Below are 19,760 nucleotides of genomic sequence, written 5' to 3'. Positions count from 1 at the left end.
TGAGGAAAGCACGTACAGCGCCGAGTGAAGCACGGAATGTGAGGAGTGAGCGTGATGAACGAGGAAAGCGAGTCCGAGGATCGGACATCCGGCGAGGCGTCTTCGCGCAGCGCGGACGAGGAGAAAGAGCGGCTCGACGCCGAGCTCAGGGCCAAGGTGCGGGAGGCCAATCGGCAGAGCACGGAGCGGCCGAGGTGAGGGAAGGGAAGGGCGGCCGCGGCGATGCCGGATCCCCCTGCGCATACGGTCCGGTACGTACGCGACGTACGCCCGGACCGTAAACGCGGGGAATTCCGGGACGGCAACGGCTACGCCGTGGGGCGGTGCCTCACACCCGGCGGCCCGGGGCCCTGAGCAGCGGGGCGCCCTTGGGGACGGGCACGGAGGCGAAGATCTGGTTCTGCCGTGCGGCGAGCTGCGCCCTGCGCTGGGAGGTCGTGCCCGGCCTGCCCGTCTCCTCGTGCAGTTCCCGGCTCTCCTTCTGTGCGGCCCGGCTCCGGGGGGTGTGGAACTGGAGCTCGTAGGGGTGTGTGGAGTCGCCCGCGCGCCACGCGGTGTTGATCGCCCTGTAGCCGCGGGGACGCCCCCAGGTGTTGGACCAGCGGATGTTCGGGTTCTTCCACCGGCCGAGCATCGCGCTGGTGTCTTTGACGGCCTTGACGTAGTGCGCGTCCGGCCACTGGAGGATGTAGCGGACGGAGTCGTTGATCTTGCCGAGGGCGTCGTCGACCGTCTGGGTGGGATTGTCCTGCAGATCCCGGGCGACCGATCGTTTGACCGATTCGGGGGAGCGCAGGCGGTCGTCGTAGCCGAACATGGTGGCCTTGGTCCGGCGGGCGATGGCCCGGACCTGGGGGCTGATGGTGCGTTCGGCCTTCTTCGCGCGGACGAGGTAGACGTTGACCTTCCGCAGGTCGGCGGCGTCCAGGTAGAGCCCTTCCCAGCTCCAGCCGTGGTCCCTGCGCTGCGGCTTCTTCGGCGCGGGCTTCCTGGCCGGCGGCTTCCTCGCCGGGGGGCGCTGGGAGGAGGGCTTCTGTGTGGAGGGCTTTCTGGGGGGTTGCTCCCTGGGTGCGGTCCCTCCGCAACCCGCCGAGGGCTTCGGCTTGGGCTTGGGCATGCGGCAGGGGGCGCCCTGGGCCGCCTGCTTCTTCTTGGCCGGTTTCTTCGCGGCGGGCTTCCCGGCCTGGGCTTGCTTGGGGGCGGACTGCCCGCACGTGACGGTCGGCCTCGGCTTGCGCTTGCGGTAGGGGCACGAACCGGAGGGCCGCCGGGATGTCTGCTTCCTGGCGGCCTGCTTCTTGGGCCGCTTTTTGGCCGTCTGCTTCTTCGCCGCCGGGTTTTTGGCGGAAGTCTTTTCGGCAGCCGCGGCGGAACAGGAATTGACGGGCTTGTGCTTGGGCTTCGGAGGCGGACAGGCGAGGTCGGCGGCATACACCGCGCCGAGGCTGAGAGTGGAGGCAAGTGCGGTAGCAGTCAGGGTCCAGGTAACGGCTCTAATAGTCAGGGCCCGGTGGATTCTCATGTAAGAAGTGCTTCCTCTCGTCAGCCGCCGTCCGGCGCCACGGGAAAGGGTGCGGGGCATTTCGGGGCGGAAGGGATGAGTACGGCGAGAGGTACAACTGAGACAAGGGGGATGCGGTAGTTGTGCCGAACGGGCGTTGCTATCGAATGGGCGCGCCGAGCATATCGGATGATTGGCCGTCAAATCCGCAGTTAAGTTCCACGGGGGTGTCGCGCATTGGCGGGGCGCGGGGCCGTTCACCCGAATGCCGCGGCGCCGCGTACGCGAAAGGGCCGCCGTTCCCGAGCGGTGGGAACGACGGCCCTCTGCCGTATGTGGGTGCGCGTTCTACAGGACGCGGACCGCGCCGGTCGGCTGGCTGTAGCTCAGCGGCCGCTCGACGATGCCGGTGCTGGGGTTCTGGGCACCGATGAAGTGGCCGTTACCGATGTAGACGCCGACGTGGTAGGCGCTGCCGGCGCTGCCCCAGTAGAGGATGTCGCCGACCTGAAGGTTGCTCAGGCTCACCTGGGAGCCGGCGGTGGACTGCGGCTGCGAGGTGCGCGGCAGGTCGATGCCGATGGTGCGGTACGCGGCCTGGACCAGGCTGGAGCAGTCGTACGCGGACGGGCCCGAGGCGCCGAGCACGTAGGACTTGCCCAGCTGCGCCCGCAGGAAGCTGACCAGCGAGGCGGTGCTGCCGGTCGCGCCGGAGACGGGGGAGTCGGCGGAGGGCGCGGACAGCGAGCGCAGCGAGGTGCGCTCGGAGGAGCGGGAGGCGCGCTCCTGGGCGGCCTTCTCCTTGGCCTGGCGGGCCTCTTCGGCCTTCTTCTCGGCCGCCGCCTCGCGGTCGGCCTCGTCCTTGGCCTTGGTGGCGGCCTCGGTGGCCTCGGCGGTGGCGGTGTCCTGCGCGGCCTGGCGCTCGTAGTCCAGGGCCATCTGCTGCGCCGTGTCCGCGCTCTTGGCGAGGCTGGTGGCCAGTGCCGACGTGATGGTCGGCATTTCCTGGGTTTCGGAGACGGGCTTCTCCGCGGCGCCGGCCGGCATGCTCGCGCCGGTCACCGCCAGGGTGATGATGCCACCGGTGACCCCTGCGCGCAGTGCCCGCGAGGACGCGGAACGGCGGGGCTTCCGGTGGCTGGGTATGACTGCGTTCGGGGACATGGCACCACGGCTATCAGGAGCCACAGGTTGCTGCCAACAAAGGTGGTGTGCGCCACACTTGACGCGTACGCGATGAATAAAAGGGACTTTTCGCCGGTCGAGTGCCCGGCGGCGGACTGTCCGGATTTCGTGATCATGTTCCTACGCATGGCATTTACGGGCCGATGCGCACCCCGAAGGCGCTTATCACCTACTGATCCGCCACGCCAAGGCTTCCCGCGAGTCAAGCATGCAAGACAGCAAGCCGCGTGGGATAGCTCACTCGTGAGTGCCCGTTATGTACCCGTGATGTTCCTGTGGCGGGAGTGCTCGTGAACGCGAGCACGTACCGGCGATCACGGAACGATCACGACGGTCTCGGGACGGTCACGGCGGAACGGCCCCGGCCGGCCCTGGTCACCCGGCGCCGCAGCGCTATCAGTTGGCGGCGTCCAGCGCCAATTTGCTTGCATCCGCCATCGCTTGATAACGGGCGCCCCATCCTGACCAGCGGAAACGCCGCCGAATGTCACTTCTGGTGATCACTTGCGCGCTGCTCGTACGAAGATCGCCGTTCATCGGACCGGATGACCGTCCGTCAGGTGGTGGAGATCACAAAGACGTTGTCGCACCCCGTGTCGCAGATCACAGACCAGCGGGCATAAGATGCAGGCGGCTCGGGCTTGTGAACTGCCTCACATAGGCGCGATCTTCGTGGGGCCGGTGAGCGGGACCGGGCGGACCGCCATCCAGTCATCGTCGACTGAAGGGAGCGAGGACGGTGAACGCTTACGCGCCCATCCTCGTACTGGGAGCCCTCGGGGCAGGCTTTGCGATCTTCTCTGTCGTGATGGCCACGCTCGTCGGACCCAAGCGCTACAACCGGGCGAAGCTAGAGGCGTACGAATGCGGGATCGAGCCCACACCGCAGCCGGCCGGCGGCGGTCGATTTCCGATCAAGTACTACCTCACGGCGATGCTCTTCATCATTTTCGATATCGAGATCGTCTTCCTCTACCCCTGGGCCGTCACCTTCGACGCGCTCGGGCTTTTCGGGCTCGTGGAGATGCTCCTCTTCGCGCTCACCGTCTTCGTCGCCTACGCCTACGTATGGCGTCGTGGCGGCCTGGAATGGGACTAGGGGCCACCAATGGGACTTGAAGAGAAGCTGCCGAGCGGCTTTCTGCTTTCCACCGTCGAACAGGCCGCGGGCTGGGTCCGCAAGTCGTCGGTCTTCCCCGCCACCTTCGGCCTCGCCTGCTGCGCCATCGAGATGATGACGACCGGCGCCGGGCGCTACGACCTCGCCCGCTTCGGCATGGAGGTCTTCCGCGGGTCGCCGCGCCAGGCGGACCTGATGATCGTGGCCGGCCGGGTCAGCCAGAAGATGGCGCCCGTGCTGCGGCAGGTCTACGACCAGATGCCGAACCCGAAATGGGTCATCTCCATGGGCGTGTGCGCCTCGTCGGGCGGGATGTTCAACAACTACGCGATCGTCCAGGGCGTCGACCACATCGTCCCGGTGGACATTTATCTGCCCGGCTGCCCGCCGCGTCCGGAAATGCTGATGGACGCCATTCTCAAGCTGCACCAGAAGATCCAGGGCACCAAGCTCGGGGTCAATCAGCGGCAGGCGGCCCGCGAGGCGGAGGAAGCGGCGCTCAAGGCGCTCCCGACGATCGAGATGAAGGGGCTGCTGCGGTGAGCGACGGCACCAAGGGAACCGGCGGGAACGGTGGTACCAACGGCACTGGCGGTGGCAACGGGAACGGCGGGACCGGAGGGACCAACGGGGTCAACCCCGACAAGGACCTGAACGCACAGAACCTCCCCGGCCAGCGCGGCGACCACGGCGAGGTCATCGGCACCCGCCGCGGCATGTTCGGCGCGAGCGGGGGCGGCGACACCTCCGGGTACGGCGGCCTGGTGCGGTCCGTACGCCTGCCGGGCGCCACGCCCCGGCCGTACGGCGGCTGGTTCGACGAGGTGGCGGACGAACTCGAAGGCGCGCTGGACGAACAGGGGCTGGTCCCCGAGAACGTCATCGAGAAGACGGTCGTCGACCGCGGCGAGCTGACCTTCCACATCGAGCGGGAGTACCTGCCGGTCGTCGCCAAGACCCTCCGCGACGACCCCGCGCTCCGCTTCGAGCTGTGCACCGGCGTCAGCGGGGTGCACTTCCCCGGCGACCAGGGCCGCGAGCTGCACGCCGTCTACCACCTGCGCTCGATCACCCACAACCGGCTGATCCGGCTGGAGGTCTCCGCGCCGGACGCCGACCCGCACGTGCCGTCCGTCGTGAGCGTCTACCCGACCAACGACTGGCACGAGCGCGAGGCGTACGACTTCTTCGGGCTGATCTTCGACGGCCACCCGGCGCTCACCCGGATCATGATGCCGGACGACTGGCAGGGCTTCCCGCAGCGCAAGGACTACCCGCTCGGCGGCATTCCCGTCGAGTACAAGGGCGCCCAGATCCCGGCTCCCGACCAGCGGAGGTCGTACACCTGATGTCCACCAGCCATGCGACCCCTCGGGAGACCACCGAGGGCACCGTCTACACGGTCACCGGCGGCGACTGGGACGAGATCGCGGCCGCCGCGGCCCGCGCCGACGACGAGCGGATCGTCGTCAACATGGGCCCCCAGCACCCCTCCACCCACGGCGTGCTGCGGCTGATCCTGGAGATCGACGGCGAGACCGTCACCGAGGCCCGCTGCGGCATCGGCTACCTGCACACGGGGATCGAGAAGAACCTCGAATTCCGTACGTGGACGCAGGGCACCACCTTCGTCACCCGGATGGACTACCTGACGCCGTTCTTCAACGAGACGGCGTACTGCCTGGCCGTGGAGAAGCTGCTCGGCATCACCGACGACGTGCCGGACCGCGCGTCCGTCATCCGGGTGATGCTGATGGAGCTCAACCGCCTCTCCTCCCACCTGGTGGCCATCGCCACCGGCGGCATGGAGCTGGGCGCCACCACCATCATGATCTACGGCTTCCGGGACCGGGAACTGATCCTCGACATCTACGAGTTGATCACCGGGCTGCGGATGAACCACGCGTACGTCCGGCCCGGCGGGCTCGCCCAGGACCTGCCGCCCGGCGCGGTCGACCAGGTGCGCGAGTTCGTGAAGAAGATGCGCAAGAACCTGGGCGAGTACGACAAGCTGGCCACCGGAAACCCGGTCTTCAAGGGCCGCATGCAGGACATCGGCTACCTCGACCTGGCCGGCTGCCTGGCCACCGGCGCCACCGGGCCGGTGCTGCGCTCCGCCGGACTCCCGCACGACCTGCGCAAGACCCAGCCCTACTGCGGCTACGAGCACTACGACTTCGAGGTGCCGACCACCGACACCTGCGACTCCTACGGGCGCTTCCTGATCCGCCTGGAGGAGATGCGCCAGTCGCTGCGCATCGTCGAACAGTGCCTGGACCGGCTGGCACCCGGCCCGGTGATGGTCGCCGACAAGAAGATCGCCTGGCCCGCCCAGCTGGCCATGGGCCCCGACGGGCTCGGCAACTCGCTCGACCACATCAAAAAGATCATGGGGACCTCGATGGAGGCCCTGATCCACCACTTCAAGCTGGTGACGGAGGGCTTCCGGGTGCCGCCCGGCCAGGCGTACGCGGCCGTGGAGTCCCCCAAGGGCGAGCTGGGCGTGCACGCCGTCAGCGACGGCGGCACCCGCCCCTACCGGGTGCACTTCCGCGATCCGTCCTTCACCAACCTCCAGGCCATGGCGGCGATGTGCGAGGGCGGCCAGGTGGCCGACGTCATCGTCGCCGTCGCGTCCATCGACCCCGTGATGGGAGGCGTCGACCGGTGACAGACGTCAGCTTGGGGATGCCGCAGCTCCCCGCCCCCGACTATCCCGCCGAGGTCAGGGCCCGGCTCGAAGCGGACGCCAAGGAGGTGATCGCCCGCTACCCGGGCTCGCGCTCCGCGCTGCTGCCGCTGCTGCACCTCGTCCAGGCGGAGGAAGGGCACGTCACCCGCACCGGCGTCCGCTTCTGCGCCGAGATGCTGGATCTGACGACGGCGGAGGTCACGGCGGTCTCCACCTTCTACTCCATGTACCGGCGCGGGCCCAGCGGCGACTACCAGGTGGGGGTGTGCACCAACACCCTGTGCGCGGTGATGGGCGGCGACGCGATCTTCGAGACGCTCCAGCAGCACCTGGGCGTCGGCAACGGCGGGACCACCGAGGACGGCAAGGTCACGCTGGAGCACATCGAGTGCAACGCGGCCTGCGACTTCGCACCCGTGGTGATGGTCAACTGGGAGTTCTTCGACAACCAGACGCCGGACAGCGCGAAACGGCTGGTGGACGACCTGCGGGAGGGACGGGCCGTCGAGCCGACCCGGGGCGCGCCGCTGTGCACGTACAAGGAGACGGCCCGCATCCTCGCCGGGTTCCCGGATCAGCGGCCCGGCGCGGTCGAGGCCACCGGAGGCGCAGGGCCCGCCTCGCTGGTGGGGCTGCGGCTGGCCAAGGGCGAGGCCGTACCGGGCGCGGGCTCCGCCGACCACGTCGTGCCGCAGCGGGGCGCGGGCCCGGCCGAGGGCGACGGCGAACACGCCGGACGGGCACCGGGCGAGGCTCCGGCCACCCACCCCAGCTCGCACGACGCGCCACGCGACACCTCGGCCAGCGACCCTGCGCACCCGGCCGGCCCGACCGCCGAGGAGGGGGAGTGATGACCGTGGCCGCCGAGGTCAGCAAGGCCAACCCGGAGAAACTGCTCGCGCCCGTGCTGTCCGCCTTCTGGGACCAGCCCGGATCCTGGACGCTGGAGACCTACCTGCGGCACGAGGGCTACGAGGGCATGCGCAAGGCCCTCGCGATGCCGCCGGACGACGTCATCGCGTACGTCAAGGACGCCGGACTGCGCGGCCGCGGCGGCGCCGGCTTCCCCACCGGGATGAAATGGCAGTTCATCCCGCAGGGCGACGGCAAGCCGCACTACCTCGTCGTCAACGCCGACGAGTCCGAGCCGGGCACCTGCAAGGACATCCCGCTGCTCTTCGCCAATCCGCACTCCTTGATCGAGGGCATCGTCATCGCGTGTCACGCGATCCGGTCGAACCACGCCTTCATCTACCTGCGCGGTGAAGTCGTGCCCGTCCTGCGGCGGTTGCACGAGGCCGTCCGGGAGGCGTACGAGGCGGGCTACCTCGGCCGCGACATCCTCGGCTCGGGCCTGGACCTGGACGTCGTCGTGCACGCGGGCGCGGGCGCGTACATCTGCGGCGAGGAGACCGCGCTGCTGGACTCCCTGGAGGGCCGTCGCGGACAGCCCCGGCTGCGTCCTCCCTTCCCCGCGGTGGCGGGCCTGTACGCCTGCCCCACTGTCGTCAACAACGTCGAGTCCATCGCGTCGGTTCCCGCCATCATGAACAAGGGCAAGGACTGGTTCAGGACCATGGGCAGCGAGAAGTCCCCGGGCTTCACGCTGTACTCGCTCAGCGGCCACGTCGCCAACCCCGGCCAGTACGAAGCCCCGCTGGGCATCACCCTGCGCCAGCTGCTCGACATGAGCGGCGGCATCCGGCCGGGCCACCGCCTCAAGTTCTGGACACCCGGCGGCTCCTCCACGCCGATGTTCACCGACGAGCACCTCGACGTACCGCTCGACTACGAAGGCGTCGGCGCGGCCGGCTCGATGCTCGGCACCAAGGCGCTCCAGTGCTTCGACGAGACCACCTGCGTCGTACGGGCCGTCACCCGCTGGACCGAGTTCTACGCGCACGAGTCCTGCGGCAAGTGCACACCCTGCCGCGAAGGCACCTACTGGCTCGTCCAGTTGCTGCGCGACATCGAGGCCGGCAAGGGCCGCATGAGCGACCTCGACAAGCTCAACGACATCGCCGACAACATCAACGGCAAGTCCTTCTGCGCGCTGGGCGACGGCGCCGCTTCACCGATCTTCTCCTCGTTGCAGTACTTCCGCGCCGAGTACGAGCAGCACATCACCGGCAAGGGCTGCCCCTTCGACCCCGCCAGGTCGACCGCCTGGGCCGACACCAACGCTCACCTGGGGGTGAATGCATGACGGTCACCAGCGACGCCCCCGCCGGGGGCGGCGGGGCGGCCATCCCGCCCGAAGACCTCGTCTCGCTGACGATCGACGGCATCGAGATCTCCGTCCCCAAGGGGACGCTGGTCATCCGGGCCGCCGAACTCCTCGGCATCGAGATCCCGCGCTTCTGCGACCACCCGCTGCTCGACCCGGCCGGCGCCTGCCGCCAGTGCATCGTGGAGGTGGAGGGCCAGCGCAAGCCGATGGCCTCCTGCACCATCACCTGCACCGACGGCATGGTGGTCAAGTCGCAGCTCACCTCGCCCGTCGCCGACAAGGCGCAGCGCGGCGTGATGGAACTGCTGCTGATCAACCACCCGCTGGACTGCCCGGTCTGCGACAAGGGCGGCGAGTGCCCGCTACAGAACCAGGCCATGTCCGCCGGACAGGCCGACACCCGGTTCGAGGGCAGGAAGCGCACCTACGAGAAGCCGGTGCCGATCTCCAAGCAGGTGCTGCTGGACCGCGAACGGTGCGTGCTGTGCGCGCGCTGCACCCGCTTCTCGAACCAGATCGCGGGCGACCCGATGATCGAACTGATCGAGCGCGGCGCGCTCCAGCAGGTCGGCACGGGCGAGGGCGACCCGTTCCAGTCGTACTTCTCCGGCAACACCATCCAGATCTGCCCGGTCGGCGCGCTCACCTCGGCCGCGTACCGCTTCCGGTCGCGGCCCTTCGACCTGGTGTCCTCGCCCAGCGTCTGCGAACACTGCGCGGGCGGCTGCGCGACCCGTACGGACCACCGGCGCGGCAAGGTCATGCGGCGGCTGGCGGCCGAGGACCCCGAGGTCAACGAGGAGTGGGTCTGCGACAAGGGGCGCTTCGCCTTCCGGTACGCGCAGCAGCGCGACCGGCTGGAGCACCCGATGGTGCGGGACGCGGAGACCGGCGAGCTGGTGACGGCGAGCTGGCCGGAGGCCCTGGAGGCGGCGGCGCGCGGGCTGGGCGCCGCCAAGGGCCGCACCGGCGTGCTGACCGGCGGCCGGCTGACCGTCGAGGACGCGTACGCCTACGCCAAGTTCGCGCGGATCGCGCTGGACACCAACGACATCGACTTCCGGGCCAGGGCCCACAGCGCCGAGGAGGCCGACTTCCTGGCGGCCCGGGTCGCCGGGCGGGGCCGCGACCTGGACGGTGCCGGTTCGGTCACGTACACCGAACTGGAAAAGGCACCCGCCGTCCTCCTCGCCGGCATCGAGGCGGAGGAAGAGGCGCCCGGCGTCTTCCTGCGGCTGCGCAAGGCCCACCGCAAGAGCGGCCAGCGCACCTTCGGACTCGCGCCGTTCGCCACGCGCGGCCTGGTCAAGGCAGGCGGCACGCTGCTGCCCGCGGCGCCCGGCACGGAGACGGAGTGGCTGGACGCGCTGGCCGGCGGCATCGGACTGGAGGGCGCGGGGCAGAGCGCGGCCGAGGCGCTGCGGGGCGCCGGTTCGGTGATCGTCGTGGGCGAGCGGCTGGCGACGGTGCCGGGCGCGCTGACCGCCGCGGTACGGGCCGCCTCGGCGACCGGCGCCCGGCTGGTGTGGATCCCGCGGCGGGCGGGCGAGCGCGGCGCCGTCGAGGCGGGCGCGCTGCCGGGCCTGCTGCCCGGCGGGCGCCCGGCCACCGACCCGCGCGCCCGTGAGGAGGTTGCCGCCGCCTGGGGCGTCGCCGACCTGCCGCAGCGGCACGGCCGGGACACCGGCCAGATCGTCGCGGCCGCGGCCGCCGGGGAGCTGAGCGCCCTTCTGGTGGCCGGCGTCGAGGCGGCGGACCTGCCGGACCCGGCGCTGGCCCTGGAGGCGCTGGACTCGGTGGGCTTCCTGGTGAGCCTGGAACAGCGCCCCTCGGCCGTCACGGAGCGGGCGGACGTCGTCCTGCCGGTGGCGGCGGTGGCCGAGAAGTCCGGCACGTTCCTCAACTGGGAAGGCCGGGCGCGGCTGTTCGAGGCGGCCCTCAAACCGGACCAGATGACGCGGCGGCACCTGCTGCCGGACGCCCGGGTGCTGCACATGCTCGCCGACGCCATGGACGTCCACCTGGCGCTGCCCGACGTACGGGCCGTACGCCGGGAGCTGTCGGCACTGGGCCCGTGGGGCGGCACGTACGCCGCCGACCCCATGGAGGCCGGGCGCGCGCTGCCGAGGCCGGAGCCCGGCGAAGCCGTGCTGGCCGGCCACCGGCTGCTGCTCGACCAGGGGCGCATGCAGGAAGGCGACGAGGCGCTGGCCGGCACGCGGCACGCGGCCGTGGCCCGGCTGTCGGCGGCGACCGCAGCGGAGACCGGCGTCAAGGACGGCGACCTGCTCGCGGTCACCGGGCCGCGCGGGACCGTACGGCTGCCGCTGGCGGTCACGCCGATGCCCGACCGGGTGGTGTGGCTGCCGCTGAACTCGGTGGGCGGCGGGGTGGCCGCCGACACCGGCGCGCGGCCGGGGCAGTTGGTGAAGGTCGCGGCGGCGGGTGCCGCCGAGGCCGCCGGCGCGGCGGCAGGACCGGTCAAGGAGGTGGACGCGTGACGCAGCACCTGGCTCTCGCCGGCAGCACACTGGCCCAGGAAGACCTGTCGATGTTCGGCCGCGACCCGTGGTGGCTGATCGCCGTCAAGGCGGTCTTCTGCTTCGCGTTCCTCATGCTGACCGTGCTCTTCTCGATCGTCTGGGAACGCAAGGTCGTCGCCTGGATGCAGCTGCGCATCGGCCCCAACCGGCACGGCCCCTGGGGCATGCTCCAGTCCCTCGCGGACGGCATCAAGCTGATGCTCAAGGAGGACCTGGTCGTCAAGCGCGCCGACAAGGCGGTGTACGTGCTCGCGCCGGTCGTGGCGGCCGTACCGGCCTTCATGGCCGTCGCGGTGATCCCCTTCGGCCCGGCGGGCAACGAGGTCTCGATCTTCGGCCACCGGACGACGATGCAGCTCACCGACCTGCCGATCGGCGTCCTGTACATCCTGGCCACGGCCTCCGTCGGCATCTACGGCATCGTGCTGGCGGGCTGGTCCTCGGGGTCGACGTACCCGCTGCTCGGCGGCCTGCGCTCGTGCGCCCAGATGATCTCGTACGAGATCGCGATGGGCATCTCCTTCGCGGCGGTCTTCCTCTACTCCGGGTCGATGTCCACCTCGACGATCGTGGAGTCCCAGCAGGACAAGTGGTACGTGCTGCTGCTGCCGGTGTCCTTCATCATCTACATCGTCGCGATGGTGGGCGAGACCAACCGCGCCCCGTTCGACATGCCGGAGTCCGAAGGCGACCTGGTCGGCGGCTTCAACACCGAGTACTCGTCGATCAAGTTCGCGATGTTCATGCTCGCCGAGTACATCAACATGGTCACCGTCTCGGCGGTCGCGGTCACCCTCTTCCTGGGCGGCTGGCGGGCCCCGTACCCGGTCACGGCCTTCTGGGAAGGCGCGAACCACGGCTGGTGGCCGATGCTCTGGTTCGTCGTCAAGGTGCAGCTGCTGCTGTTCTTCTTCATCTGGCTGCGCGGCACGCTGCCACGCGTGCGCTACGACCAGTTCATGAAGCTGGGCTGGAAGGTCCTCATCCCGGTCTCCATGGTCTGGCTGATGCTCGTCGCGACCGTACGGGCCCTGCGGAACGAGGGCTACGACTTCCAGCGGATCGTGATGTACGTGGCCGGCGCGGCCATCGCCGTGCTGCTGGTCTCGCTCGTCGCGGACTTCTTCCGCCGGAGCGAGAAGGAGGAGCCGGACCAGGAGCCGGCCTTCGACCCGATGGCGGGCGGATTCCCCGTGCCGCCGCTGCCCGGACAGACCCTGCCGCCCGTGCCGCGACGGCGCCCGCGCAGGGACCGCGAGTTGATTGTCAGTGGCCGGGTGGACACTGTCGGTGACGGAAACGAGACGGACGGAAAGGGGGGCGACGGTGCCTGACTTCCAGAACCCCGTGGCCGGCTTCGGCGTGACCTTCAAGGCCATGTTCAAGAAGCGGCTGACCGAGCAGTATCCGGAGGAGAAGAAACCGACGGCGCCGCGCTTCCACGGCCGCCACCAGCTCAACCGGCACCCGGACGGGCTGGAGAAGTGCGTCGGCTGCGAGCTGTGCGCCTGGGCCTGCCCGGCCGACGCGATCTACGTCGAGGGCGCGGACAACACCGACGAGGAGCGCTACAGCCCCGGCGAGCGCTACGGCCGCGTCTACCAGATCAACTACCTGCGCTGCATTTTGTGCGGCCTGTGCGTCGAGGCGTGCCCCACCCGGGCGCTGACCATGACCAACGAGTACGAACTCGCCGACCGGTCCCGTGAGTCGCTCATCTACACCAAGGAGGAGCTGCTCGCGGGCCTGGAGGACACCATGGTCGACTCCCCGCACGCCATCTACCCCGGGATGACGGAGAAGGACTACTACCGGGGCCTGGTGACGGAGGCCGCGCCGGGGACGGTGCGGCAGACCGCCGTCTCCAAGGGCGAGACGACCGAAGGGGAGGGCGGCGCGGACACCACGGCGCCCCAGGAGGCCGCGTCCACCTTCGGGCCCGACGAGCCCGCCGCCCGGGAGGTGACCGGGTGATGACGACTTCCCTGGCCGCTGCGGCATCCACCGGCGAGGCGGTGCAGTTCTGGATCCTCGGCACGGTCGCCGTGATCGGCGCGCTGTGCACGATCCTGATGAAGCGCGCCGTGCACAGCGCCCTCTCGCTCGCCGGCACCATGATCATCCTGGCGGTGTTCTACCTCGCCAACGGCGCGTACTTCCTCGGCATCGTGCAGATCGTCGTCTACACCGGCGCGATCATGATGCTGTTCCTCTTCGTCGTCATGCTCGTCGGCGTCACGGCCGCCGACTCCCTCAAGGAGACGCTCAAGGGCCAGCGCTGGCTGGCCGCCGCCTGCGGCCTCGGCTTCGGCATCCTGCTCATCGCCGGCCTCGGCAACGCCTCGCTCCGGCACTTCAACGGCCTCGGCGAGGCCAACGCGGGAGGCAACGTTCAGGGCCTGGCGGCGCTGGTCTTCACCAAGTACGTCTTCGCCTTCGAGGTCACCGGCGCGCTGCTGATCACGGCGGCGGTCGGCGCGATGGTGCTGACGCACCGCGAGCGTACGGAGCGCGCCAAGACGCAGCGCGAGCAGTCCGAGGCCCGCGTCCGCGACGGCAAGCAGATCCCGCCGCTTCCCGCCCCCGGCGTCTACGCCCGGCACAACGCGGTCGACGTCCCCGGTCTGCTCCCCGACGGCACCCCGTCCGAGCTGACCGTCAACGCGACGCTGCGCGAGCGCGACCAGATCAGGGACGTCTCCGGTGAGTCCCTGGCCGAACTGAAGGCACTGGAGCAGCGCTCCGAAGACTGGCTGGGCCGCAGCGAGGAGGCGAAGCGATGAACCCGGTCAACTACCTCTATCTCGCCGCCCTGTTGTTCACCATCGGCGCGGCCGGGGTGCTGATCAGGCGGAACGCCATCGTGGTGTTCATGTGCATCGAGCTGATGCTGAACGCCTGCAACCTCGCCTTCGTGGCCTTCTCGCGGATGCACGGAAACCTGGACGGGCAGATCATCGCGTTCTTCACGATGGTCGTCGCCGCGGCCGAGGTCGTGGTGGGCCTGGCGATCATCGTGTCCATCTTCCGCACCCGCCATACGGCCTCGGTCGACGACGCCAGCCTGATGAAGCTGTAAGGGGTCGCAAAAGTGGAGAACTTGATCGCGCTGCTCGTCGCGGCACCGCTGGTCGGTGCGGCCCTGCTGCTGTGCGGCGGCAAAAGACTGGACCGGGCGGGCCACTGGCTCGGCACGCTGTTCGCGCTGGCGTCCTTCGCCCTGGCCGTCCCCCTGTTCACCGAGCTGCTGGGCCGCGAGGCCGAGCACCGCACCCTGCACCAGCACCTGTTCAGCTGGGTCCCGGTGGGCGGCTTCCAGGCGGACGTCGCCTTCCAGCTCGACCAGCTGTCCATGACGTTCGTCCTGCTGATCACCGGTGTCGGATCGCTGATCCACATCTACTCGGTCGGCTACATGGAGCACGACGAGCGGCGCCGCCGCTTCTTCGGCTACCTGAACCTGTTCCTCGCGGCGATGCTGCTGCTCGTCCTCGCCGACAACTACCTGCTGCTGTACGTCGGCTGGGAGGGTGTGGGCCTGGCCTCGTACCTCCTCATCGGCTTCTGGCAGCACAAGCCCAGCGCGGCGACGGCCGCGAAGAAGGCGTTCCTGGTCAACCGCGTCGGCGACGTCGGCCTGTCCATCGCGATCATGCTGATGTTCACGACGTTCGGGACGTTCGCCTTCGGTCCGGTGCTGGGCGCGGCGGGTGAGACGTCCGAGGGCAAGCTCACCGCCATCGGCCTGATGCTGCTGCTCGCCGCCTGCGGCAAGTCGGCGCAGGTACCGCTCCAGTCCTGGCTGGGCGACGCGATGGAGGGCCCGACCCCGGTCTCCGCCCTGATCCACGCGGCGACGATGGTGACCGCCGGCGTCTACCTGATCACCCGCTCCGGCGCGATCTTCAACGGGGCGCCGGACGCGCAGACCGCCGTCGTGGTGGTCGGCGCGGTGACGCTGCTGTTCGGTGCGATCGTCGGTTGCGCGAAGGACGACATCAAGAAGGCCCTGGCGGGCTCGACGATGTCGCAGATCGGCTACATGATCCTGGCCGCCGGGCTGGGGCCGGTCGGCTACGCCTTCGCGATCATGCACCTGGTCACCCACGGCTTCTTCAAGGCCGGGCTCTTCCTCGGGGCCGGTTCGGTGATGCACGGGATGAACGACGAGGTGGACATGCGCCGCTACGGCGGCCTGCGCAAGTACATGCCGGTCACCTTCGTCACCTTCGGCCTCGGCTATCTGGCGATCATCGGCTTCCCGGGGCTGTCCGGCTTCTTCTCCAAGGACAAGATCATCGAGGCGGCCTTCGCCAAGGGCGGCACGGAGGGCTGGATCCTCGGCGGCGCCGCCCTGCTGGGCGCCGCGATCACCGCGTTCTACATGACGCGCGTGATGCTGATGACGTTCTTCGGCGAGGAGCGCTGGCGCAAGGCGCCGACACCGTCCCCGGCCGAGCCGTCCGTGGAGCCCGCCGCCGAAACCAGCGGCGAGTACACCCCGCCGCACCCCCACGAGTCGCCCAAGTCCATGACGCTCCCGATGATCCTGCTGGCCGTCGGATCGGTGGCGGCGGGCGGCCTGTTCAGCATCAACGAGGCGTTCGTGAAGTGGCTGGAGCCGGTCACCGACTTCGACCACGGGCACCCGCCGCTGAGCGCCTCGGCGATCACCACCGCCACGATCGTGGTGATGGTCCTCGGCGTCGCGCTCGCCTACCTCCAGTACGGGCGCAAGCCGGTACCGGCCGTCGCGCCGCGCGGCTCGCTGCTGACCCGGGCGGCCCGCCGGGACCTGCTCCAGGACGACTTCAACCACGTCGTGCTGGTGCGCGGCGGCGAGCACCTGACCCGCACCCTGGTCTACCTGGACCACTCCGTCGTGGACGGCGCGGTCAACGGCACGGCCGCCTCGATGGGCGGCCTCTCCGGCCGGCTCCGCCAGGTGCAGAACGGCTTCGCCCGCTCCTACGCGGTACAGATGTTGGGCGGTGCGGCCGTGCTGATCGCCGCGACCCTGCTGATGAGGGGTGTCTGAGCCATGTCGTTTCCCCTTCTGACGGCCACCGCGGCGGTCCCGGCGATCGGCGCGATCGCCACCGCGGCCGTGCCCGCCGCCAAGCGCACCGCCGCCAAGTGGCTGGCGCTGCTGTTCTCGCTGGCCACGCTGGCACTGGCCGCGGTGGTCGCGGTCCGTTTCGACCCGGGCGCGAAGGGCCCGTTCCAGCTCACCGAGTCGCACGCCTGGATCAAGGACTTCGGTGTCCGGTACGAGCTGGGCGTGGACGGCATCGCGGTGGCGCTGATCGCGCTGACCGCGCTGCTGGTCCCGTTCGTGATCCTGGCGGGCTGGCACGACGCCGACCCCATGGAAGAGCCGACCCCCAACCGGCGCTGGCGGCCCACCCAGGGCTTCTTCGCCCTGATCCTCGCCGTCGAGGCGATGGTGGTCATCTCCTTCGAGGCCACCGACGTCTTCCTCTTCTACATCTTCTTCGAAGCCATGCTGATCCCGATGTACTTCCTCATCGGCGGCTTCGGTGACCGGGCCGGGGAGCACGGCGAGGAGCAGAGCGCGACCCAGCGCTCGTACGCCGCGGTGAAGTTCCTGCTCTACAACCTCGCCGGCGGACTGATCATGCTGGCCGCGGTGATCGGGCTGTACGCGGCCACCGCCCACCAGCTGGGCAGCGGCACCTTCTCCCTCACCGAGATCGTCCAGGCGCGCGCCGACGGCAGGCTGGAGCTGGCGGCCGGCACCGAACGGCTGCTGTTCCTCGGCTTCTTCTTCGCCTTCGCGGTGAAGGCGCCGCTGTGGCCGCTGCACACCTGGCTGCCCAACGCGATGGGCGAGTCCACCGCCCCGGTCGCCGTGCTGATCACCGCGGTGGTCGACAAGGTCGGCACCTTCGCGATGCTGCGCTTCTGCCTCCAGCTCTTCCCGGAGGCCAGCAGCTGGGCCACCCCGGTCATCCTGGCCCTCGCGCTGGTCAGCATCCTGTACGGGGCGCTGCTCGCGGTCGGCCAGCGCGACATCAAGCGCCTGATCGCGTACGCCTCCATCTCCCACTTCGGCTTCATCGTCATGGGCATCTTCGCGATGACGAGCCAGGGCCAGGGCGGCGCGACGCTCTACATGGTCAACCACGGCATCTCGACGGCGGCGCTGATGCTGGTCGCCGGGTTCCTGATCTCGCGGCGCGGCTCGCGGCTGATCGGCGACTACGGCGGGGTGCAGAAGGTCGCGCCGGTGCTGGCCGGCACGTTCCTGGTCGGCGGTCTGGCGACGCTGTCCCTGCCGGGCCTGGCGCCGTTCGTCAGCGAGTTCCTGGTCCTGGTGGGCACGTTCAGCCGCTATCCGGCCGTGGGCGTCGTGGCCACCGTCGGCATCGTGCTGGCCGCGCTGTACGTGCTGGTCCTCTACCAGCGGACGATGACAGGGCCGGTGAAGTCCGAGGTGCGGGCGATGCCCGACCTCAAGGCGCGGGAGCTGGCCGTCGTCGCCCCGCTGATCGCGCTGCTGCTGTTCCTCGGCGTCTACCCGAAGCCGCTGACGGACCTCGTCAACCCGGCGGTCGACCACACCCTGTCCGTCGTCGACCGGCACGATCCCCGCCCCGACGTACCCGTCAAGGCAGAACCCGGCACGGCAGATGCGGAGGCCGCGAAGTGAGTTCCGTGGCGAGCGTCCACAGCCTGTGGACCATTGCGGCCGAGGCGCCGGCCAAGATCCCGGCGCCGAAGATCGAGTATGCCCAGCTGGCCCCGGCCCTGATCGTGCTGGGTGCCGCGGTCGTCGGCGTCGTACTGGAAGCGTTCCTGCCGCGCCGCAGCCGGTACTACGCCCAACTGCTGCTGTCCGTGCTCGCGCTGGCCGCCGGGTTCGCGGCCGTCGTGGGGCTGGCGGCCGGCGGCTTCGGCACCACCAAGGCGAAGATCGCCGCGATGGGCGCCATCGCCGTGGACGGCCCGGCGCTCTTCCTCCAGGGCACGATCCTGCTGGTGGCGCTGGTCGCCACGTTCACCTTCGCGGAGCGCCGGCTCGACCCGGCGGCGCACGGCAGGAAGGTGGACTCCTTCGCGGCGCAGGCCGCGGCCGTGCCCGGCGGCGAGGCCGAACGGGCCGCCGTCAAGGCCGGGTTCACCACGACCGAGGTGTTCCCGATCGCGCTGTTCGCGGTCGGCGGCATGCTGGTCTTCCCCGCCGCCAACGACCTGCTGACGCTCTTCGTCGCGCTGGAGGTCTTCTCCCTCCCGCTGTACATCCTGTGCGCGCTGGCCCGCCGCCAGCGGCTGCTGTCCCAGGAAGCCGCGGTGAAGTACTTCCTGCTCGGCGCGTTCTCCTCCGCGTTCCTGCTCTTCGGCATCGCGCTGCTGTACGGCTACGCGGGCACGGTCACCTACTCCGGCATCGCCGAGGTCGTCGGCGACGGCGCCAAGCAGATCAACCCGGCGCTGGCCGACACGATGGGCAACGACGCGCTGCTGCTGATCGGCGCGGCGCTGGTGCTGATGGGCCTGCTCTTCAAGGTCGGCGCGGTGCCGTTCCACATGTGGACGCCGGACGTGTACCAGGGCGCGCCGACCCCGGTGACGGGGTTCATGGCGGCGGCCACCAAGGTCGCGGCGTTCGGCGCGCTGCTGCGGCTGCTGTACGTGGTCCTGCCGGGGCTGCGCTGGGACTGGCGGCCCGTCATGTGGGGCGTCGCGATCGTCACGATGCTGGGCGGCGCGATCGTGGCCATCACCCAGACGGACATCAAGCGGCTGCTGGCGTACTCCTCCATCGCGCACGCCGGCTTCATCCTCGCCGGTGTGATCGCCACCAACAGGGACGGCATCTCCTCCGTCCTGTTCTACCTGGCGGCGTACTCCTTCGTGACGCTCGGCGCGTTCGCGGTGGTCACGCTCGTACGGGACGCGGGCGGCGAGGCGACGCACCTGTCCAAGTGGGCGGGGCTCGGCCGGCGCTCGCCGCTGGTGGCGGCGGTCTTCGCGGTCTTCCTCCTCGCCTTCGCCGGCATCCCGCTGACCTCGGGCTTCGCGGGGAAGTTCGCGGTGTTCAAGGCGGCGGCGGAGAGCGGCGCCGGCTGGCTGGTCGTGGTCGGTGTGATCTCGTCCGCGATCGCCGCGTTCTTCTACATCCGCGTCATCGTGCTGATGTTTTTCAGCGAGCCGAAGGCGGACGGCCCGACGGTGGCGGTGCCCAGCCCGCTGACGACGACGGCCATCGCGGTCGGTGTGGCGGTCACGCTGGTGCTGGGCCTGGCGCCGCAGTACTTCCTCGACCTGGCGGGTCAGGCGGGGGTCTTCGTGCGCTGAGCGCCGGCCGTCGTCGGACGGCCCGCGGACGCGGCCGCCGCCCGGTGCCCTTGCGGGGTACCGGGCGGCGGCCGTGGCACATCTCAGCGTACGAAGGGGCGGCGCGGTGTGGGCGCAACGTGCGAAGAACACCGGCCGAGTGGGGAAGGCGCAGGTCAGCGCGGGGG

The 19,760-nt window shown here is 70.0% G+C and carries 17 protein-coding genes; 15 read left to right on the top strand and 2 right to left on the bottom strand.

The window, feature by feature from the left end:
* Nucleotides 1-54 precede the first annotated feature (54 nt).
* Nucleotides 55-198: a hypothetical protein gene (locus ACH4OW_RS20310; RefSeq protein ID WP_360124724.1), complete on the top strand. Its 144-nt coding sequence runs from the start codon at nucleotides 55-57 to the stop codon at nucleotides 196-198.
* A gap of 130 nt (nucleotides 199-328) precedes the next feature.
* On the opposite strand, the gene ACH4OW_RS20305 is transcribed toward ACH4OW_RS20310, so the two are convergent.
* Both ACH4OW_RS20305 and ACH4OW_RS20300 read right to left on the bottom strand, forming a co-directional pair.
* Nucleotides 329-1,435, bottom strand: coding sequence for a hypothetical protein (locus ACH4OW_RS20305; protein WP_398029353.1), 1,107 nt, complete (start codon nucleotides 1,433-1,435; stop codon nucleotides 329-331).
* A gap of 414 nt (nucleotides 1,436-1,849) precedes the next feature.
* Nucleotides 1,850-2,665, bottom strand: a complete 816-nt coding sequence (locus ACH4OW_RS20300) for an NlpC/P60 family protein (protein ID WP_360124715.1) — start codon at nucleotides 2,663-2,665, stop codon at nucleotides 1,850-1,852.
* Nucleotides 2,666-3,425: 760 nt separating this feature from the next.
* Here ACH4OW_RS20300 and ACH4OW_RS20295 point away from each other — a divergent pair.
* The 14 genes from ACH4OW_RS20295 (at nucleotide 3,426) to nuoN (ending at nucleotide 19,593) form a co-directional block, all read left to right on the top strand.
* Complete coding sequence (locus ACH4OW_RS20295; protein ID WP_030022241.1) at nucleotides 3,426-3,785, top strand: NADH-quinone oxidoreductase subunit A; 360 nt, start codon at nucleotides 3,426-3,428, stop codon at nucleotides 3,783-3,785.
* Between the two features lie 9 nt (nucleotides 3,786-3,794).
* Nucleotides 3,795-4,349, top strand: a complete 555-nt coding sequence (locus ACH4OW_RS20290) for an NADH-quinone oxidoreductase subunit B family protein (RefSeq protein WP_360124712.1) — start codon at nucleotides 3,795-3,797, stop codon at nucleotides 4,347-4,349.
* A gap of 107 nt (nucleotides 4,350-4,456) precedes the next feature.
* On the top strand, nucleotides 4,457-5,155 hold the full coding sequence (locus tag ACH4OW_RS20285) for an NADH-quinone oxidoreductase subunit C (RefSeq protein WP_360125016.1): 699 nt from the start codon (nucleotides 4,457-4,459) through the stop codon (nucleotides 5,153-5,155).
* Nucleotides 5,155-6,477 (top strand): NADH-quinone oxidoreductase subunit D, encoded by a 1,323-nt coding sequence (locus tag ACH4OW_RS20280; RefSeq protein ID WP_360124709.1) that lies wholly within the window; start codon nucleotides 5,155-5,157, stop codon nucleotides 6,475-6,477. The genes ACH4OW_RS20285 and ACH4OW_RS20280 overlap by 1 nt, the downstream gene beginning before the upstream one ends.
* A gap of 17 nt (nucleotides 6,478-6,494) precedes the next feature.
* Nucleotides 6,495-7,349, top strand: a complete 855-nt coding sequence (gene nuoE, locus ACH4OW_RS20275; protein ID WP_398029501.1) for an NADH-quinone oxidoreductase subunit NuoE — start codon at nucleotides 6,495-6,497, stop codon at nucleotides 7,347-7,349.
* Nucleotides 7,349-8,704, top strand: coding sequence for an NADH-quinone oxidoreductase subunit NuoF (gene nuoF / locus ACH4OW_RS20270; protein WP_398029349.1), 1,356 nt, complete (start codon nucleotides 7,349-7,351; stop codon nucleotides 8,702-8,704). Before nuoE ends, nuoF begins: the two co-directional genes overlap by 1 nt.
* Nucleotides 8,701-11,229 carry an NADH-quinone oxidoreductase subunit G gene (locus tag ACH4OW_RS20265; protein WP_398029347.1) on the top strand — a complete coding sequence of 843 codons (2,529 nt, stop codon included), beginning with the start codon at nucleotides 8,701-8,703 and terminating at the stop codon, nucleotides 11,227-11,229. Before nuoF ends, ACH4OW_RS20265 begins: the two co-directional genes overlap by 4 nt.
* Nucleotides 11,226-12,605: an NADH-quinone oxidoreductase subunit NuoH gene (gene nuoH, locus ACH4OW_RS20260; RefSeq protein ID WP_360124700.1), complete on the top strand. Its 1,380-nt coding sequence runs from the start codon at nucleotides 11,226-11,228 to the stop codon at nucleotides 12,603-12,605. Before ACH4OW_RS20265 ends, nuoH begins: the two co-directional genes overlap by 4 nt.
* Nucleotides 12,598-13,245 carry an NADH-quinone oxidoreductase subunit NuoI gene (nuoI, locus tag ACH4OW_RS20255; protein WP_398029345.1) on the top strand — a complete coding sequence of 216 codons (648 nt, stop codon included), beginning with the start codon at nucleotides 12,598-12,600 and terminating at the stop codon, nucleotides 13,243-13,245. The genes nuoH and nuoI overlap by 8 nt, the downstream gene beginning before the upstream one ends.
* Nucleotides 13,245-14,054: an NADH-quinone oxidoreductase subunit J gene (locus ACH4OW_RS20250; RefSeq protein ID WP_398029343.1), complete on the top strand. Its 810-nt coding sequence runs from the start codon at nucleotides 13,245-13,247 to the stop codon at nucleotides 14,052-14,054. Before nuoI ends, ACH4OW_RS20250 begins: the two co-directional genes overlap by 1 nt.
* Nucleotides 14,051-14,350: an NADH-quinone oxidoreductase subunit NuoK gene (nuoK, locus tag ACH4OW_RS20245; protein WP_003983361.1), complete on the top strand. Its 300-nt coding sequence runs from the start codon at nucleotides 14,051-14,053 to the stop codon at nucleotides 14,348-14,350. The genes ACH4OW_RS20250 and nuoK overlap by 4 nt, the downstream gene beginning before the upstream one ends.
* 12 nt (nucleotides 14,351-14,362) lie before the next feature.
* A complete protein-coding gene (gene nuoL, locus ACH4OW_RS20240; RefSeq protein ID WP_398029341.1) occupies nucleotides 14,363-16,309 on the top strand; it encodes an NADH-quinone oxidoreductase subunit L in 1,947 nt (648 codons plus the stop codon).
* A gap of 3 nt (nucleotides 16,310-16,312) precedes the next feature.
* Nucleotides 16,313-17,944, top strand: coding sequence for an NADH-quinone oxidoreductase subunit M (locus ACH4OW_RS20235; RefSeq protein ID WP_398029339.1), 1,632 nt, complete (start codon nucleotides 16,313-16,315; stop codon nucleotides 17,942-17,944).
* Nucleotides 17,941-19,593: an NADH-quinone oxidoreductase subunit NuoN gene (gene nuoN / locus ACH4OW_RS20230; RefSeq protein WP_360124685.1), complete on the top strand. Its 1,653-nt coding sequence runs from the start codon at nucleotides 17,941-17,943 to the stop codon at nucleotides 19,591-19,593. The genes ACH4OW_RS20235 and nuoN overlap by 4 nt, the downstream gene beginning before the upstream one ends.
* Nucleotides 19,594-19,760 lie beyond the last annotated feature (167 nt).

The organism is Streptomyces sp. NPDC017056 (assembly GCF_044332485.1).
In the GTDB taxonomy this organism is placed as follows: domain Bacteria; phylum Actinomycetota; class Actinomycetes; order Streptomycetales; family Streptomycetaceae; genus Streptomyces.
Note: the sequence above shows the minus strand (reverse complement) of the source record. Positions and strands in the feature narration are given on the sequence as shown.

What these genes read in the sequence shown, in the direction of transcription:
- nuoK (WP_003983361.1), top strand. Translation starts at nt 14,051, where the DNA reads ATGAACCCGGTCAACTACCTCTATCTCGCCGCCCTGTTGTTCACCATC.
- nuoF (WP_398029349.1), top strand. Translation starts at nt 7,349, where the DNA reads ATGACCGTGGCCGCCGAGGTCAGCAAGGCCAACCCGGAGAAACTGCTC.
- ACH4OW_RS20265 (WP_398029347.1), top strand. Translation starts at nt 8,701, where the DNA reads ATGACGGTCACCAGCGACGCCCCCGCCGGGGGCGGCGGGGCGGCCATC.
- ACH4OW_RS20310 (WP_360124724.1), top strand. Translation starts at nt 55, where the DNA reads ATGAACGAGGAAAGCGAGTCCGAGGATCGGACATCCGGCGAGGCGTCT.
- ACH4OW_RS20280 (WP_360124709.1), top strand. Translation starts at nt 5,155, where the DNA reads ATGTCCACCAGCCATGCGACCCCTCGGGAGACCACCGAGGGCACCGTC.
- ACH4OW_RS20290 (WP_360124712.1), top strand. Translation starts at nt 3,795, where the DNA reads ATGGGACTTGAAGAGAAGCTGCCGAGCGGCTTTCTGCTTTCCACCGTC.
- nuoE (WP_398029501.1), top strand. Translation starts at nt 6,495, where the DNA reads ATGCCGCAGCTCCCCGCCCCCGACTATCCCGCCGAGGTCAGGGCCCGG.
- ACH4OW_RS20300 (WP_360124715.1), bottom strand. Translation starts at nt 2,665, where the DNA reads ATGTCCCCGAACGCAGTCATACCCAGCCACCGGAAGCCCCGCCGTTCC.
- ACH4OW_RS20235 (WP_398029339.1), top strand. Translation starts at nt 16,313, where the DNA reads ATGTCGTTTCCCCTTCTGACGGCCACCGCGGCGGTCCCGGCGATCGGC.
- ACH4OW_RS20250 (WP_398029343.1), top strand. Translation starts at nt 13,245, where the DNA reads ATGACGACTTCCCTGGCCGCTGCGGCATCCACCGGCGAGGCGGTGCAG.